Consider the following 17,072-nt stretch of genomic DNA (forward strand, 5'->3'; position numbering starts at 1 on the left):
TGTTGCAAGGCTAATAACGAAGTTATAGTCAGTTGTTGTAGTCAATACAATAGTAAACAGATAATAAGCGGTTTGATAACCGTTTATTATCTTGAAACTCGTTAGCTAAGGTTATGCTAATGCTAGTATAAAAAAGTGACTCATTGTATTTAAACAAGAGTCACTTTTTTTATTATCAAACGGCATAATAAATGTGTTTTGCAGTAGATTATTGCCAACCAATTTTCCACTGTTGCGGATCCTTAAGAACGCGCCAATTAATAGAGAATTCTTCTGCATTCATTTCTGCACGGATAAGACATTCAACCACGTTTTGTTGCTCGTCATACTCAACTTTAGTCACTGTAAAATGCTTCAATTTTTGAACCACGTTAACTTTGGTCCATTTACTATTCAGTAATTTTTTAGGGTGAATTTGATTCATATTCATGTGGTAGTTCTTATTTATTATTAACGTTAGTACTGGCGTTAATCGCTCGGTGAGTTATTGATTAATAATTGCTGGAGTTGACTCAACTCTTCGATAACAATATCGGCTAAATGTTGATAATCGCGTTCGATGCCATGATTAATTAAACAGGCTATCATTCCCGCGTTATTAGCCGCTTGAATATCGTATAAGTAATCACCAACATAGATAATATGCTGTGGATGTATTTGCCATTGTGTTGCAATGGCCAGTAACGCATCGGGTGCCGGCTTTGCAGGGAAGTGCTCTCGGGTTAACACATGGTCTATGGCGATATTATTTTGTGTTACCTTCATGGCACTGGCTGCAAGGCTATTACGAGTCACTATGGCTGTGGGTAATTTGGCCGCTTCAATAGCGTTAATCAGTTCGGTCATGCCTTTGATTGGTTTGGCACTCATAGCATCTTGATATTCATGCTCAAGAATAATTTTGTTTGCGTTGGCTTGAGTGGCTTTGCAACTTAACTCGTCGACGTATTTAAGAAGGTCTACGCCATTAGGGCAACCAATTTGTTGGCGAATTAAGTCAAAATCTAAACTGGACTCAACTAAGGTGCCGTCTAAATCAAAAATAATGCCTTTTATGTGTATTGGTAAATTCAATGAATACCCTTATGTATTAACATATTTATCGGTCAAACTGTATTGAGTGTAACTCAATTATAAATGGACCTTGTTGTTTTTGTGCCACGAGAAAACCAACACGATCAATATCTTCAAAGTTTAATGTAGGGGCATTCGTGACCGTTCGCCCTCTAAAGCTGACAGTAAAATCTGCCGGGGTAAAAGTATGTTGAGTGAGTGTATCAGCTTGAGTATTAACGTTAGCCACATAGGCTTCACCATAAGATAAATTCGGTGTTTTTAGACGGATTTGATATATTTTCCCGTCACCTTTGGCCGTGATAGTGAGTAATGATGCATCGGCAATTTGATGGATAAAGCTGGATTCTGTCGATGCAAATCCGCCATTATTTGCCAAGGAAACCTGTCCAGAGAATAATAACGCTTGTTGCTCATTAAGCTTCATTTGGCTTTGCGAAATACCGCCCATCACAGTGTCATTATTGATGTTCCACGCTGTGAAGTGGCTTGGGTCAGTAAAGTGAAATAGCATGTTGTCCTCACTGGCACTCCAGACGGGTTGGCCAATTAATAATAAAACCCCAACGGCAGTAGCAATGCCTATTTGTATTGTTTGGCAGACATGCCGATTATTTGCATTGAGTGATCCCATCATATACTCCTATTCATTTTAGTTCGATAAGCACATGTGCTATAGAAACAATGCCGTAAAAAAATGGCTTATCAGGGTGAGGGATAAGCCATAAAGGGTCTTACGGAGGATGATTGTCTTAGAACATCGGGTGTTACTTTATCGGATCAGCTATATCGGGGGATAGTCAATCAGATATCACTTAACGTCTAACTATTATTCATTACGCGTATTTGTGAATGTAGGTTCAGTTTTTTTTAGGTTATTTTGTTTATGTTGCATTATTCCTGGTTGAGGGGAGTTAAATTCGACAAATAACAATGTTGTCAGTACCCTTAATATAAGTTTTACAGAGAGCAAAATATTTTGGACGTAAACGATGTATCAACCGCTCCATCACCCGAGCTTACATTTAGTGTCGTAAGCATTAATTTATTTAACTTTATTGAACCGCCTCACGCCTACTACGACTTTGAAAACATCTATAGTGATAAGCAATGGCAAAAAAAATGTGCATGGTTAGGTGAGTTTATTAACCACAATCAACCTGACATTATTGCTTTTCAGGAAGTGTTTAGTCCTGATGCCTTAGCTAAGTTGACTGAGTCGTTGGGTTATGAATATTTTGTGGCGCTAGATTTACCCGAGGTAGTAAGTGATTATGTGTACCGCAGCCCTGTGGTCGCGATAGCATCAAAGTATCCTATTATTGATTCAGCTAATGTCAGCCCAGATCCGCAATGGGTTAGCCAGTTAGGTTTAGCGGAGTCATTTAGTTTTAGCCGTAAACCGTTACGGGCTACGATACAGTTACCAGTATTTGGTCCATGTGATTGTTATGTCATTCACCTTAAGTCTAAACGCAGTGGCGTGAGTCGTGACGATATCAGTGAAAGTGGCTTACATGGCGGTGCTGATTTTGTTGCACGGCAAGTGCTTGGGCGTTGGGCATCCAGTTTACAGCGCGGCAGTGAATCAGCTCTATTGTGCCATCAAATGCTGATGAGACGACAGCAAACTCAGCAGCCCTTTATGCTGATGGGTGACTTTAATGACACCATGGGCAGTGAACTCTTAGCGGCATTTAATAATCAATTACGAGTGTATCGCAGTGATATTGAAGACCCTGGGCTGGCTAAACTAGGTGAAACCTCATTAATGGCAGAGTTACAGCAAAGCAGTTTGTTTGACAGCTATGAGCTGTTTATCGCCGCGACTAAGTGTAACGCAACATTGGCCCTGGATGAATTTGAGTCAAGCTCACTAGTGGATGAGCAACCGCATCCTGCTAGGCAGCCGACACATTACTATGGCAACAGTGGCTCAGTACTTGATTACATATTAGTCTCAAGTGAGTTTAATCCGACTCAGCAGCAAAACCTCGCTCATATAATTGATTATAAAACGTTTGATCGTCATCTAGTTCGGCCTGACTATGAACGCGACAGCGACAGTACCGATCATGCACCAGTGATGATGAGCTTTTGCGTGCGCACTTAGTGAGTGGCAATGATGATGTTTATAGATGGACTATTGAAAGTGATCGCCACATAACTTGCTAAGTGTCGGCTCCATTTGGTCAAGATAATAAAAAGCGCTGATAAATATCAGCGCTTTTTTAGATTTAACGTAATTGATTTACCGTTGTAATGGGTAAGCTTACTGTAATGTTTGTTTGATTTTTACGCAGCGTTGTTCTTGTTGACGGGTTTCGAGTAGGGCGCGTCTCACCAATGGTGATAAACCCGTTTGTGTATCTAAAACGTGGCTAATAGCATCTATGTTTGTTGCACTACAATCGGTCGGAATTAATTGCGCCGCAAAACTGCGCATAAATACCGGACCTTTATCGTCCATTAGCGGCAAGTTGGCAAAGCGTTGTTCTGCCGTTGCGGCACTTAACAGTTTTTGTTCAGCCGGATAAATATTGTACATTGCGACGCGAATTTTTGAGAACGCCATGCTGTCATTGTTTTCAATAGTATTTAACCACTGACGCTTAAGCGATGACTGTGGGCGGATAACCTCGGCTGCAATCGCGGCTTTTTCACCAGAGTCAGATTGATCAAGGTGTTTTTCTTGGGCGAGTAGCGCCTGAGCATCACCGTAATCATAACGGTTTAATTGGCGGATCATCGCCCAGCGTAAATCTTGATCTATGCTTAACCCTTTAATATGGCTCTTACTTTGCAGTAATGATTGGATATGCTTTAACGCATCGCCATGGCTAGATAAACTAATATAAGCATCGAACCAACGGCGTTGAAAATCACTATTACGGTAGCTTTCCATACTCATCCGCAGGCTCATTTGGCTAAGTGCCTTAGATATTTTACTGTTGTAAGCCGCATTAGCTGGCGCCATTAAATCAAGATAGTTCTTAGCACGCTGCAGATTACCAAGTACTTGACCTAGAATGGTGTAGTCTTTTTCGAGTGGCGCATTAATTAACGCGATATTTAAAAACTGATCCAATGATGTATTACCATCAATCACACTGTCCCACATGCTTTGCCACAACATAGAGCGTAATAGCGGATCGGTTACTTGACCTAAAGACTGTTTGGCGGTGTTAAATGAGCTAGAGTCTAGCGTTACTTTCACAAATCCCCAGTCATCGTAGTTTGGATACACTAAATCAGGACAAACCTCGCCAATTAACTGATCAACTTCGGTATAAGCGCCTTTGTATGTCACCGCAACCACTTGTTGTTTTTCTATGCCATATCGAGTTTTATTGAACAACCCTAGTTGTACTCGTTGTTCACGTAGCGTTGGATGTTGTTCATCATCAGATGTTTGCACTAACCCAAACGAGTCAATTTGACCTCGCTGACAAGTGTACTGAGCTTTGATGGTATTTACACCCGCCGCGTACAACCATTCTTTGGTCCACAAAGACAAATCACGACCACTGGCCTTGGCTAGACTGTTGATAAAGTCATTAAGCTCAGCATTTTGATAACTGTATTGTTGTAAATATTGGCTCACTCCACGGCGGAAGGTTTCTTCACCGAGTAAATGACGTAATTGCTTGATGGTCGATGCGCCTTTTTGATAAGTAATGGCGTCGATATTATCAAAGGCATTTTGGCTGGTGGCCACGGGCACTTCAATTGGGTGAGTCGTGACTAAACTGTCTTGATGGTAAGCAGCTTGTTTACCAGAGGCATAAAAAGTGCGCCATGCATGACTAAATTCAGTGGCTTCACTGGTAGCAAGGGTGCCCATAAATGAGGCAAAGCTTTCATTTAACCATAAGCCATTCCACCACTTCATGGTGACTAAGTCGCCAAACCATTGGTGCGCCATTTCGTGCATGATAACGCCTGCTAAACGTTCTTTTTGTTCGGCAGTCATCTTGGCATTAAATAAGAAACGGTCTTCAGAAAAAGTGATCGCTCCTGCGTTTTCCATTGCGCCATAAAGAAAGTCAGGCACTAATACTTGGTCGTATTTTTTAAACGGATAAGCAATACCAAAGTAGCTATCAAAAAAGTCTAAACCTTGCTTGGTATAGGTGAACCAATCTTGAGGGGTAACTTGGTTGGCCACAGACTGACGCGAAAATAAACGCATCGGATAACGGCCTGAATTATCTTCCCAAACATGGTACGGACCTGCGTGCATAGAAAAGTTATATGGGCTTAATTTTGGGGTAGCAGGGAAGGTCCATAAGTTAGTATCGCCTTGGTCAACCACATTGGTTTCACGCATGGCACTGATCACTTGCCAATCTTTGGGTGCATGGACGTTAATCTGATAACTGGCTTTAAGATCCGGTTGATCAAATACTGCAAACATTTGCTGGGCGGCTGCAGGTTCAAAATGTGAATACAAATAAACTTTACTGTCTACTGGGTCGACAAAACGATGTAAGCCTTCGCCATTGGTACTGTGTTCTCGAGTAAATTCAACCTCTACAGTGTTGTGACCATCAACTAATAGACTTTGATTTAACACAATATAAGCGCCATTGTAATTAGGATATACCTTGGTTCCGTTAACAATAAATTGCTTAATATTGGCTTTGTTAAGATCAAGCGTCAGTGATTTTGGCACGCTGCTTAAGTCAAAGTGAACAATCGATTTTGCACTGAATTGGCTGTGCTCACTTAAAAAGAAAGTTAGCTCATATTGTGCATTTGATACCACGTTGGATCTTGCTTGTGCTTGTACTTGGCTTATGTAGGCAGAGCCATCCCGTTGCAAGGATGATGTTGAAAGTGAGCTGCTGCAGCTGACAAGGCTAGCACAACATAATGCGATGAGACTGGTTTTGATGACCCGAGGACTAAACAATTCAGTGGATAACAATTTCACGTTAGTGTTCCTAACTTTTTATTTGATGTATGAAAAAGCCGACAACAATGTCGGCTTTAGTGCTATGAGTAGTGATTTATAAGCCTAAAAAAGACTTTGATTTCATTTTACGGATTTCTTTTTCATCTGACCATTCAATTAAGCCCGTTTCAAGATCCATTAACCGCATGGTCATTTTGTAGTAAACATCTTTGGTGCTGCCATCTTGTTTAACGATGCTTGATAAGTTGCCATAAAGCATATATTGCGCGCCAATTTGACGGCCAAATTTAATTGCCGTAGATGGGTCTACCATGCCAGCATTGTTTTGATAATCAAGTTGTTTGCGTACAGTATCAACCTTAGTCATATCAATAAAACGGAACTTACCAGAGCGTAATAGTTTATTGCTAATGGTGTCGGTCACTGATTCTGTATCGATATGTTCAGAAGTTTTATTTTTAATTTTATCCACAAATACAATCGGGCGGTTGCTCTGTGTCATTACTACAACAGGTGGGAATGCCATCATGCTGTCGACCATTTTTGCTGCGATGACTTGCAGATCAGTTGAACCGAAGTTTTCGTTAACGGTTTCGACTTCCGTCGCGTCACCATACTCTACTTTAGATTGACAGGCGCTCAGCCCCATTACTGCAGCTAATACAAATATCAGTTTCAAATTTTTCATAGTAAATTCCATTGGTGATGAGTGACAGTTGATAAGCAATTATCGTCTATCAGATGATTATCGAATAAAAACGGGTACGATTTCCAGTCTCTATTGCCCAAATTAATGTTGTACGGTTTGGTTTTACGTCAATATTTACATTTTGGCTGCTATTTAAGCGAACATTATAGCTGCCGGCATCGATAAATTGTCGAGCAATTTGAGCCTGACGTGGCAGGGTTAACCAACTTCTACGGTCGGCTTGCTCGGTGATAACATTAAATATTTGCATTACCATCGCAGCAGCATCAACTTGATTATTGGCTCGTTGACTACTGTTTTGTACACTGCGATTCATTTGGTATTTAGCATAAACTCTTGCGGCTTGTCGAAACAACGCAGCGGGTAAATCTTCTTTTAAGGCATTAATGGCTAACGCATCAATGTTAGCAATAGTTTGTGCTGTGAGTGGCGCGTCTAACCCTTGGATTTGGCTGTTATTGACTAACTGACGTTGTGGTTGATAGGTCGCTAATGACGCGGATTGGATATTACCGTTAAGTGGAAAAGGTACCGTAATACTCTGTTTTTCTGGTACAAAATCACGTTCAATAATAAACACAACTTGGCCTTGGTCGGGTGTAGGCATTACCGCCTCTCCCCAGCGACGTTTAAATTCGTCGTATTGAGGCATCCCCAGTTGTTTAGCTAAACGAACTAAATCTTGCTGTAAATACACATTGTCTGGGGTAATTTGTGCTGCTTTGCGATAATCAATAAACGCATCATTAGGCTCGTTGGCGAGCTCGTGCAACAAGCCAGTAGTGTAATAGCTGTAAGCGTTTAGAAATGAACTGGTGACATTGCCGGCTTCTTTGCTTAATTGGGCTACTTGCGCGTCAATGGTGCCATTGGCCATGTCTTGCACTGATTTTTGTGATTTCTGATAGCGTGCTTGTTCCATACTTTGCAATTCATTACTGCGGCGAACTTCTACTAATGCCCCTTGAGCATCACCACTAAATAAATAATTAAGTGCCTGATATTGATGCAACATAATACGCTCATAACCCGGACCTCGATAAGGAATGGCATTATCGTTGAGTAAAAGACTGCTCGCCCCTGCACCTAATTTACTGGCACTCACGATGGCTTTATCATCAAAAACTTGATAATCGTCAATGGCTTGTTGGTAATAGGTTTTACTGCCGCTAAAGTCACCCGCAATTTGCATAATACGCCCAGACTCTTGGGCGTAAAGTAAGCCATCATTGCCGCTAATATTGTCGGCCAAATCAGTAATTTTTGCTGTTGGTGAATCGCTATTGAGTTGTTGCTTGTATGGCGCTATTTGCGATGGATAGTTAACAAATACACTATTAAAGGCACAACCGGATAGGCCAATAATGAGACTCAACCCAATACAGAATGTTCTTAACATTGTGGCACCAGTATCTGAGGTGTCATGAGGTTGACCCGTTCAAGTAAAGTAATACCCTGCAGGTGGTCATATTCATGTTGAAAAATACGCGCAACAAATCCCGTTAATGTTTGTTGATGTAACTGGCCATCAAGCGACTGATACTGAACTTCTATTTCGCTGTGTCGCGCAATAGATAGCCGCTGACCTGGAATGGATAAGCAACCTTCTACATCTGTTTCTGTTGCGGCAGATGCCGATAGAATCTGTGGGTTTATGACTACCGTTGGAGGCATTGATGGCGCATGGGGATAACGTTCGTTAGGATTTGACGCCATGATAAACATTGCTACGTTGCTGAACACTTGCGTTGCCGCAATACCGACGCCATTTGCATTCAGCATAGTGCTGAGCATGTTATCAGCTAAGGTATGTAATGCGTCGTCAAACACCGTCACTGGCTCAGCAATTTGAGTCAGTATCTGTTCGCCTGTGGTAGCAATGCTGAGTAGTGGCTTTAGCTGCATAGGTGACGGCTGTCCTTGTTATTCGCGTTAGATGACGACCTAGGTTAATCTTATTTATGGTTTAAATTGTTATGAGTAAGCAAGGTTATTACTTGCATAGTCTCATTCTATGGTACTGACCATTCACTCGATTTCAATACAGTCTATATCATATTTGCTGAATATCAGCTGACTATAAGCTGACTATAAGCTGACTATGATAGCAGTCAAAGTATCCTAAAATATCTTGTATGGTCGCAAGGCTTTAGTAATGTGGTGGTGGAGTCTCTTCGGCAGAAGACGCCATGTTACTAGGCTCAATAGAATGCAGTTTATTAACCATTAATAGCATTTGCTGTTGCTGTCTGGCAACTAATGCATTGAGTTTTATCACTTCTTGGTTTAACTCTTCAATGGAGATATCTTGAAATGATAATTTCATTTCAAGATCATCAATCTTTTGTAAAACGCTTTCCATGTCGACCTCTTATTACTGAATTATTACATTAGTTATTACTGCCAATATTCAACTAAACCTTGGCTGCTAATACTGACTATCGAGCCAGGTGCTATCATTGCGGCAGAGTATACTACAGCGCCTTTGTTTTGGGTGTTTTTACTCAATTGAACTTGCCAGCGAGAAAGTCGTTTACCTGAGTCTATTTGCCATAAAAAGATTTCTCTTGATGGCGTACCTGTGAGTAATTGCTGGTCATTATTAACAAAGCGAGCACTTGAAAAATTCATTTGGCGTCGATTAATATCGAGATGACTTATTGGTTTACCGGTATCCGACTGCCACAGGGTGGCATTACCAGTGATATCGCTTGCAAAGCTGAGAGTCGCTGAATCGTTAATCGCCACTTTAGTGATGCGGGATGTTAACTGCCATTGTTGTAATGGTTGACCCGTTTGGGCTTGCCAAAGTAATACTTTACCATCATTCCCGCCGCTTAATGCTGTATTGCCATCGGCACTAATAGACACGCTATTCACTTTTTCTTGATGGCCCAAAAATTGAATTAAGCGTGATTTTTCAGGTGACAATGACATCACAGAGCCATCGACTAAACCCACAAGGGTTTGCCCTGTATTAGCGATGGCGACACTTTGCGCATAAGAAGGCAAAGACCACCATCCGACAGATGAACCATCGGTTAATCGCCATATTGCAAGTGAGTGGCTGCTAATTGTTGCAGCATAAAGGCTATTTGCTGATATCGCAGTATCAATGACGTTACTGGTATTTTGTTGTTGGCCTTGGAGCCACTGGTAAGACAACGTTGAGTCAGTAAGATCCCATACCTGTACGCCATTATGAGCCGTGCTAACCAAGGCGATGGTTGCATCATTTGACAAACTTGCACTATAACTGGCATCAGTCGTGATGACCTTAACTTTCGTCGCTGTTGGTTGGCATGCAGATAATAGGCTTACTAAGACTAGAGTTGGCCAAAAAAACAGCATTGGAACGCGTATCATGAACTTGCTCCTTGAATTATTGTCCTAAACCTTGTCATATAAGGTTTACCCAATGGTATAACCGTTTTAACTAGTATAAAGTGGCAAGAGAACATGACCAATTAAACATCTCATTGATTGAATGTATTAAGGTTATTGTAACCACTATAGGATGCTGAGGAAGCTTTAATGAAATCTATTTACAAATTATCGTTAGTTGCATTAGCCGTTGTTGGCCTTACTGCGTGTAATCAGGAACAAGACGTTGCTCAAAAGAAAGTTGAATTGACAACTGACGTTCAAAAAGAAGCATATAGTGTTGGTGGTTCAATTGGTAAGTACATGTCTGGTCACATTAAAGAGCAAGAAGAATTAGGCTTTGCTGTTGACCGCGCTATGGTGATTAAAGGCTTTAGCGATGGCTTAGGCGAAGAAATGCAGTTAACTGAAGAAGAAATGCAGACTGTATTACAAAACCTAGATAAAAAACTAAACGACAAGCGCTTAGAGCAAGCTGAAACGTTAGCTGCTAAATCAATTGCAGATGGCAAAAAATTCTTAGAAGACAATAAAGCCAAAGAAGGCGTAACCACGACTGAGTCTGGTTTGCAGTACGAAGTATTAGAGGCCGGTAGTGGTGAAAAGCCTGCTGCTGAAGATACTGTTGAAGTTCATTACCGTGGCACGTTAATTGATGGCACCGAATTTGACAGTTCATATGCTCGTGGTGAAACGGCTAAGTTCCCACTAAACCGTGTTATTCCTGGTTGGACTGAAGGCGTACAGTTAATGCCTGTAGGCGCTAAGTATAAGTTTGTTATCCCATCAGAATTAGCTTATGGCGAACGTGATACTGGCACTATTCCTGCTAACTCAACATTGGTTTTTGAAGTTGAATTAATGTCAGTAGAGAAAACACCTGCTGCAGTAGAAACTAAGTAATATCAACATTGTTTCAGTCGTTAAAAGACTGATAAATATAAATTAAAAAGGACGCTTCGGTGTCCTTTTTTGTTTACAGTTAAATTTGCTTAGAATGGCCTTGGATAAGTGATTAACTCCGTCGCTTTATATTGCTCAACGTTAGTCGTATCTCGTTAGTCGTTTAACGTTAGGTAATACCAAGTTAACTCCGCTAATCATTACGTGCAAATTAGCCGCTCCTGACGAGTAGTTAACCCTCAGCAGATCAATGTCCATCATGTATATTAGAGACGGATTATAGCCATTTCAAACGGTAGAATAAGTACATTTGCAAACCTATCAGCGCAAACAATCCGCCACAGAATGCGGCAAAAGCCCAATTTGATTCAGCGCCAGGTATTCCGCCAATATTGACGCCCAATAAGCCTGTTAAAAAACCTAATGGTAAAAATACCGCCGAAATCAATGATAAGAAATACAGTCTCTGATTCACTTGTTCTGACTGTTGTGATTGAAGCTCTTCCTGCGTAACGCTGGCTCGATCGCGTATTGCATCAAGATCTTCTATTACTCGAATAAGGGTTTCGTGTATTTCACGTAAGCGGACTTTATCATTGTCGTCAAATAGTTCGCTGGCTTCTTGTAGCATACGAGAAAATGCTTCTCGTTGGGGCGCGAGGTAGCGACGCAATACCACGGTTTGTCTGCGCAGCTCGGCAATGTCAGTACGTAAGGTTTTGTTTACTTGAGTGACAACGCGTTCTTCTAATTCATCGAGCTGCTCTTCCAGTTTGCCAATAAACTCCACTTTACGTTGCGTCAGACGCTCACAAATGGCCATGATAAACGCTGCACTATCAACCGGACCTTTGCCTTGTGTTATCGCATCGGCAACATCAATCACCGATTGTAACTGGCGCTCGCAGGTTGAGATGATCTTGTGCTCTTCAGCGTAGATCCGCACTGCGACCATGTCTTCTGGATCGGAGTTTGGGTTTAAATTAACTCCTCGTAACGCCAGTAAAATTCCTTTGTCGGAACTTAATACTCGTGGACGAGTATCAGTGGCCAACAGAGTATCCATCTCAACCCTCTGTAAGCCGGAGTTGAGGATCCATTTACGAGCTTTAGGTTCACGATATCGCAGATGTAACCACAACAGCCCATCAGCAGGCTGCCATTGTGCTATTTGTTCCGCGGTAAGTGACTGGCCAACATTGGGGCCGGTAAGCAATAAACTGTATATAAAACCATTATTCATTATTAGAGATTCCATGTGATCACTATCGCAATAATTTACGCTATTTTTTTATCTAGCCCAAGTTTAAAACCACCTTATAAAATGAAATCCTTTATTTATCGTGCATTTAACCATCAAGCGCAATATTTGCTGAACTAACGAGCAGCAGAGTGGCCGTTCATCGGTTAAAATAGAAAAAATGCTAATAAAAGAGTACTAGTATGGAATATCAATTTCGTCGAAATCGCCTAGAAGGCACGGTCTTTGCTGAATTTAGCATGGGTCATGAAGTGTTAGGCAGATGGTTTGCTGAAGAGCTTGGTGACGACAAGAGCAAAGCTAATCATATTCTCACCCAGATAGTGTTAATCAAATCTGGGGCGCTTGGCCATTTGCTAGATGTTGGTGGAGAGTTAACTATCGACATTGACTCTGAGCAAGTGAGAGTGTTTGCCAGTGTGATTGATTTTGAGGAAGAGCACTTATTAGAAGACTCCATGAACCTGTATAATGCGGAATCTGAGTGTTATTGTGGTCTGGAAGACTTTGAGTCGGTGCTGCAAAGCTGGTTAGCATTTATTAACGATAAATAGCCATTTCTTATTTCTAGCGGGAGTTAAATAACAACAAAACCACGTTTATGTGGCCTTGTTGTTAAGTGTGGTTTGAACTTTTGCGTGGGGCTAATTGTTAAGGTAGCGTACCGCCATTTCAGTGCGAGATTTAGCATTTGCTTTACGCAGTAAATTCTTCACATGAACTTTAACAGTGCCTTCGCTGATGTGTAAGTCTTCGGCGATCATTCGATTACTTTTACCTTCCGCCAGCTCCTGCAATATTTGTAATTCACGCGGGGTTAAATTCTCTATCCAGCTGTTGTCGTCAATCGTATTTTTCAACTCATAAAGATAAGCTTCTACTTCATCACTAATGACTCGGTGACCCAGCATGGCTTTTTTGAGTTGCTCTAACAGTAAATCAGGCTCAGTGTCTTTGAGTAAATAGCCGTCAGCACCCGCTCGCAGTAGTCTAATGACATCTTGTTTAGCGTCTGAGACGGTTAAAATCACAATTCTTGCTGTTACACCTTCTTGACGCATAGCATTGAGAGTATCAAGCCCAGACATGCCTTTCATATTCAAATCGAGCAAAATAATATCGGGTTCATCTTCGGCTACGGCGGTAAGAGCTTCTAGTCCCGTGCCCGTTTCACCAAAAAGCGAAAAGTCACCGTCGGAGGTGATTAATTGGCAAATACCACGGCGTAATAATGGATGATCATCGACAACAAGTACGGAATACGGCTTACCCATTTAAAGGCTCCTGTTGAGGTGGAAAACTCAGCGTAACAGTAGTACCGCCGAGCTGGTTACTATTGAACGAAACGATACCATTCAGTTTGTTGGCGCGTTCATGCATGATGCCAATACCAAAATGCTGATCTCGTTCAGCTAAATGTGTCACGCCAATGCCATCATCACATATTGTAATAGTAATCATGCCATTATTTGTTAACTGACAATCTACCACTATATGAGCAGGGTTAGCGTGTTTAATTGCATTTAATGTCGCTTCGCGAATTAATTGTAAAATATGAATGTGTTGTTTAGCTTCAAGTAAATGTGCTGATATCTTGTAATTCAATTGGATATTGATATTCGTTTGATGACGTAATTGATCCAACATAACTTCAATAGCTTGACTTAAATTAGGCTCTTTAATGGTTAATCTAAAGGTTGATAACAGTTCACGTAATTGTACATAAGCAGTACTGACACCTTCATTAATCTCTGTCAATTGACCTTCTACTTCAGGGCTACGACAACTGTGAGCAAGACTTTTACGTAATAAACTCACCTGGATTTTCAGAAAAGATAATAATTGCCCAATTGAATCATGTAATTCTCTAGCGATGACCGCACGTTCTTCCAGTAGCGCCAGTTGCTGCCGTTGTTCAGTAGCATTATGGATAGTAATTGAACGGGTTAACATCATGGCGAAGTTTTCAAACAATAATTTATTCAATGGCTTATTAGATATTACATCTAAATAGCCCATTTGGGTCTTTTCTATTAATAGCGGAAACTGTACCGATTCAGTGGCTAACTCATCAGGCCAGCCGCCTTCAGCTTTAATAACGTCTTTAGAGCCATCATCATGCTCAACGACTAAGCGAAGAAAGGTTAAGTCTTCATAATATTTCAGCTGATTGATTGCAGATTGTAATGCTTTATAGTCGAGTTTATCAGCATGTAACATGAGTAGATTGTCGTATAAAAACTTTAGCTCATTGTTTGCTCGGGTTAATGCCAAGGTTTTTTCGTTCACTTGGTTTTCTAAATCTTCATATAAATGGGCTAATTCCGCTGCCGTCTTTTGCAGTGCATTACCTAGAGCCGTCAGTTCTATATAACCCGTTTTAGGCATCTCAACTTTGAAGTTACCTTTCGAAATAGTTGCTGCGCTATCCATCAACAATTGCAATGGTTTAACAACCCGTTTACGTGTGAATACTACGGCAAAGAAAGCGATAACAAGTAAAATAAATAAGCCGATAATCTGCCCAATAACCAATAACTTTAATTTAAAGGCCGCGAACAATTCCATCTTTAATACCAAGGTATCAATGGTGTCGACAAAGTCGGTTAATGAGGCTGAGTAAAGTCGCGTATTCCCTTCTTCAATATACACTCTCATCACTTGCCATTTATCGATAACCAATAAATATTGGTCTCGCAGCTCTTTGGGGCTATACCATTGAAGAGAGCGTTTAAGTGCTTCTGAACTAAGTGTATTTTCGAATGCAGTAATTTTTTCATCGGTATTACTACTGCCGGCATTGGTATACAACAACAGCCTATAACTTTGCATTCGCAGTGAGCCTGAGGCGTTGATGCCTTTGGCATCGCCTAAGCTGAAGGTTAAATTGACGATAGAAAACACCGCTAAGCTTGATGACAACAAAATTAAAATGAGCATTAAACTTAAAATGGTGGAAGTAAGGCTGCCACGAGTAAACATAAAATCCTGCTGTTGATAGCGATTAGTGATTAAAAATAAGTCAAAAGTACTGTTTTATATGATGTCCAATAGTGTGTTCTACATTAGGTATGGGTTGATAACATTAACAAGTTTACAAAACTGTGAAATACATCCTGTTTACATGTTGATCTGGCGCAAACTTTCATCGCTATACCCCATAAGGGGTATATTTAAAGCGGTGTTAAATCGCTAACTTTGACTTTGGAGATGTCGTGATTATTAAATTAAATATAATGTAACACGGAGATAAAGGGTGATGAAGATGAATATGAAATCAATTGCACTGAGTGCAGTGATGGCAGCCAGTTTTTTAGCTGCTGGCGCAATGGCGAGTGATAAAACGGAGCCTCGAAATGAGGTTTATAAAGATAAATTTTCTAAGCAATATGACAGCTGGCATGCAACTGATGAAAGCAAAGAAGTTGTCGATATGTTGGAAAAAGTACCTAGTCTAGTCGTATTGTGGGCAGGCTACGGCTTTGCTAAAGATTACAATGCACCACGAGGTCATATGTATGCGGTTACTGACGTAACGAATTCATTGCGTACCGGTGCGCCAAAAAATGCTGAAGATGGTCCAATGCCAATGGCGTGTTGGAGCTGTAAAAGTCCTGATGTGCCTCGTGTGATTGAAGAGCAGGGCGAAGATGGCTATTTCAGTGGCAAGTGGGCTAAAGGCGGTCCAGAAATTGTCAATGTTCTTGGTTGTGGCGATTGTCATGAAAAAGGCTCATCTAAGTTACGTATGTCTCGTCCGTTTGCAGAACGCGCAATGACAACATTGAATACTCCATTTGATAAAGCTTCTCGTAAAGACAAGCAGTCAATGGTGTGTGCTCAATGTCACGTAGAATATTATTTCGAGAAAACGGCTGAACGTCCTGGTTTCGTTAAATTCCCTTGGGATATGGGTACCACTGTTGAGCAAATGGAAGTGTATTACGACAACATGGAGTTCTCTGATTGGACTCATGCTGTGTCTAAAACTCCTATGCTAAAAGCACAACACCCTGGTTATGAAACTTGGAAAATGGGTGTTCACGGTCAAAATAACGTGAGTTGTGTTGATTGTCATATGCCTAAAGTGACTAATGACAAAGGCCGCAAATTTACAGACCATAAAGTGGGTAACCCATTTGATCGCTTTGAAGAAACATGTGCAACTTGTCACAGTCAAAGCAAAGAGTTTATGGTTAAGCAAGTTAATGAAAGCAAACAGAAAGCACAAGACTTAAAAGCACGTGTTGAAACTCAATTGGTTAAAGCTCACTTTGAAGCTAAAGCTGCGTGGGATGCTGGTGCAACTGAAGTTGAAATGAAGCCAATCCTAATGGATATTCGTCATTCACAGTGGCGTTGGGATTTTGCGACTGCATCTCATGGTGCATCATCACATGCTCCTGCTGAAGTATTACGTATTCTAGGTACTTCATTGGATAAAGCGGCTGATGCTCGCGTTAAACTTGCTCAGTTACTCGGTGCAAAAGGTGTTAAGCAACCAATTGCTTACCCTGACACTTCAACGAAAGCAAAAGCACAAGCAGCATTAGGCATGGACATGAAAACCATGAATGCTGAAAAAGCTGAGTTTAAGAAAACACTGGTGCCTAAGTGGAAAGAAGAAGCTAAAAAGCGCGAAGCGACTTATAAATAAGTTGTACTTAGCATAAAAAATCTCCTCAGGTGTAAGCCTGAAAAATCTAACAAACAGCCCTCATTTGAGGGCTGTTTTTTTATCTGTGTTATGTAGAGATAGTTCACCGGTTTCTTGCTGCTAGGTAGCATGAAAGGTGGATGATTTGCTGCACCAAAACGATGCG

16 protein-coding genes are annotated in these 17,072 nt (G+C 41.0%); 4 read left to right on the top strand and 12 right to left on the bottom strand.

Annotation, left to right across the window (positions count from 1 at the left end; all coding sequences use genetic code 11):
* Nucleotides 1-208: 208 nt before the first annotated feature.
* The 3 genes from CXF88_RS03135 to CXF88_RS03145 are packed head-to-tail and all read right to left on the bottom strand — an operon-like array spanning nt 209 to nt 1,711.
* Nucleotides 209-424: a TIGR02450 family Trp-rich protein gene (locus CXF88_RS03135; RefSeq protein WP_182743245.1), complete on the bottom strand. Its 216-nt coding sequence runs from the start codon at nt 422-424 to the stop codon at nt 209-211.
* Between the two features lie 44 nt (nt 425-468).
* Nucleotides 469-1,074 carry an HAD family hydrolase gene (locus CXF88_RS03140; RefSeq protein ID WP_059746633.1) on the bottom strand — a complete coding sequence of 202 codons (606 nt, stop codon included), beginning with the start codon at nt 1,072-1,074 and terminating at the stop codon, nt 469-471.
* 25 nt (nt 1,075-1,099) lie between these two features.
* A complete protein-coding gene (locus CXF88_RS03145; RefSeq protein ID WP_101085294.1) occupies nt 1,100-1,711 on the bottom strand; it encodes a CIA30 family protein in 612 nt (203 codons plus the stop codon).
* 342 nt (nt 1,712-2,053) lie between these two features.
* Between CXF88_RS03145 and CXF88_RS03150 the strand changes: the two genes are divergently transcribed.
* Nucleotides 2,054-3,187 carry an endonuclease/exonuclease/phosphatase family protein gene (locus tag CXF88_RS03150; RefSeq protein ID WP_101085295.1) on the top strand — a complete coding sequence of 378 codons (1,134 nt, stop codon included), beginning with the start codon at nt 2,054-2,056 and terminating at the stop codon, nt 3,185-3,187.
* A gap of 159 nt (nt 3,188-3,346) precedes the next feature.
* Here CXF88_RS03150 and pepN read toward each other — a convergent pair whose 3' ends face one another.
* The 6 genes from pepN to CXF88_RS03180 all read right to left on the bottom strand — a co-directional run bounded on the left by pepN (nt 3,347) and on the right by CXF88_RS03180 (nt 10,067).
* Nucleotides 3,347-6,010, bottom strand: coding sequence for an aminopeptidase N (gene pepN / locus CXF88_RS03155; protein WP_101085296.1), 2,664 nt, complete (start codon nt 6,008-6,010; stop codon nt 3,347-3,349).
* 76 nt (nt 6,011-6,086) lie between these two features.
* A complete protein-coding gene (gene lpoB / locus CXF88_RS03160; RefSeq protein WP_174839654.1) occupies nt 6,087-6,680 on the bottom strand; it encodes a penicillin-binding protein activator LpoB in 594 nt (197 codons plus the stop codon).
* A 49-nt stretch (nt 6,681-6,729) separates the two neighbouring features.
* Nucleotides 6,730-8,100: a hypothetical protein gene (locus CXF88_RS03165; RefSeq protein WP_101085297.1), complete on the bottom strand. Its 1,371-nt coding sequence runs from the start codon at nt 8,098-8,100 to the stop codon at nt 6,730-6,732.
* On the bottom strand, nt 8,094-8,606 hold the full coding sequence (def, locus tag CXF88_RS03170; RefSeq protein WP_101085298.1) for a peptide deformylase: 513 nt from the start codon (nt 8,604-8,606) through the stop codon (nt 8,094-8,096). The genes CXF88_RS03165 and def overlap by 7 nt, the downstream gene beginning before the upstream one ends.
* A 244-nt stretch (nt 8,607-8,850) precedes the next feature.
* Nucleotides 8,851-9,063 (bottom strand): SlyX family protein, encoded by a 213-nt coding sequence (locus CXF88_RS03175; RefSeq protein WP_011638679.1) that lies wholly within the window; start codon nt 9,061-9,063, stop codon nt 8,851-8,853.
* 35 nt (nt 9,064-9,098) lie between these two features.
* Nucleotides 9,099-10,067: a hypothetical protein gene (locus tag CXF88_RS03180; RefSeq protein ID WP_101085299.1), complete on the bottom strand. Its 969-nt coding sequence runs from the start codon at nt 10,065-10,067 to the stop codon at nt 9,099-9,101.
* Between the two features lie 168 nt (nt 10,068-10,235).
* Between CXF88_RS03180 and fkpA the strand changes: the two genes are divergently transcribed.
* Nucleotides 10,236-10,988 (top strand): FKBP-type peptidyl-prolyl cis-trans isomerase, encoded by a 753-nt coding sequence (gene fkpA / locus CXF88_RS03185; RefSeq protein ID WP_101085300.1) that lies wholly within the window; start codon nt 10,236-10,238, stop codon nt 10,986-10,988.
* A 277-nt stretch (nt 10,989-11,265) separates the two neighbouring features.
* Here fkpA and CXF88_RS03190 read toward each other — a convergent pair whose 3' ends face one another.
* A complete protein-coding gene (locus tag CXF88_RS03190) occupies nt 11,266-12,246 on the bottom strand; it encodes a zinc transporter ZntB (RefSeq protein ID WP_101085301.1) in 981 nt (326 codons plus the stop codon).
* 185 nt (nt 12,247-12,431) lie between these two features.
* Between CXF88_RS03190 and CXF88_RS03195 the strand changes: the two genes are divergently transcribed.
* Nucleotides 12,432-12,803 carry a YacL family protein gene (locus CXF88_RS03195; RefSeq protein WP_101085302.1) on the top strand — a complete coding sequence of 124 codons (372 nt, stop codon included), beginning with the start codon at nt 12,432-12,434 and terminating at the stop codon, nt 12,801-12,803.
* A 90-nt stretch (nt 12,804-12,893) separates the two neighbouring features.
* Here the strand turns inward: CXF88_RS03195 and CXF88_RS03200 are convergent, their stop codons facing one another.
* A complete protein-coding gene (locus CXF88_RS03200) occupies nt 12,894-13,523 on the bottom strand; it encodes a response regulator (RefSeq protein WP_101085303.1) in 630 nt (209 codons plus the stop codon).
* Nucleotides 13,516-15,231, bottom strand: a complete 1,716-nt coding sequence (gene narQ, locus CXF88_RS03205; RefSeq protein WP_101085304.1) for a nitrate/nitrite two-component system sensor histidine kinase NarQ — start codon at nt 15,229-15,231, stop codon at nt 13,516-13,518. Before narQ ends, CXF88_RS03200 begins: the two co-directional genes overlap by 8 nt.
* Nucleotides 15,232-15,514: 283 nt before the next feature.
* On the opposite strand from narQ, the gene nrfA reads away from it, so the two are divergent.
* Nucleotides 15,515-16,906: an ammonia-forming nitrite reductase cytochrome c552 subunit gene (nrfA, locus tag CXF88_RS03210; RefSeq protein WP_192114231.1), complete on the top strand. Its 1,392-nt coding sequence runs from the start codon at nt 15,515-15,517 to the stop codon at nt 16,904-16,906.
* The last annotated feature ends 166 nt before the right edge of the window (nt 16,907-17,072 follow it).

This window comes from Shewanella sp. ALD9 (assembly GCF_002836315.1).
Classification (GTDB): domain Bacteria; phylum Pseudomonadota; class Gammaproteobacteria; order Enterobacterales; family Shewanellaceae; genus Shewanella.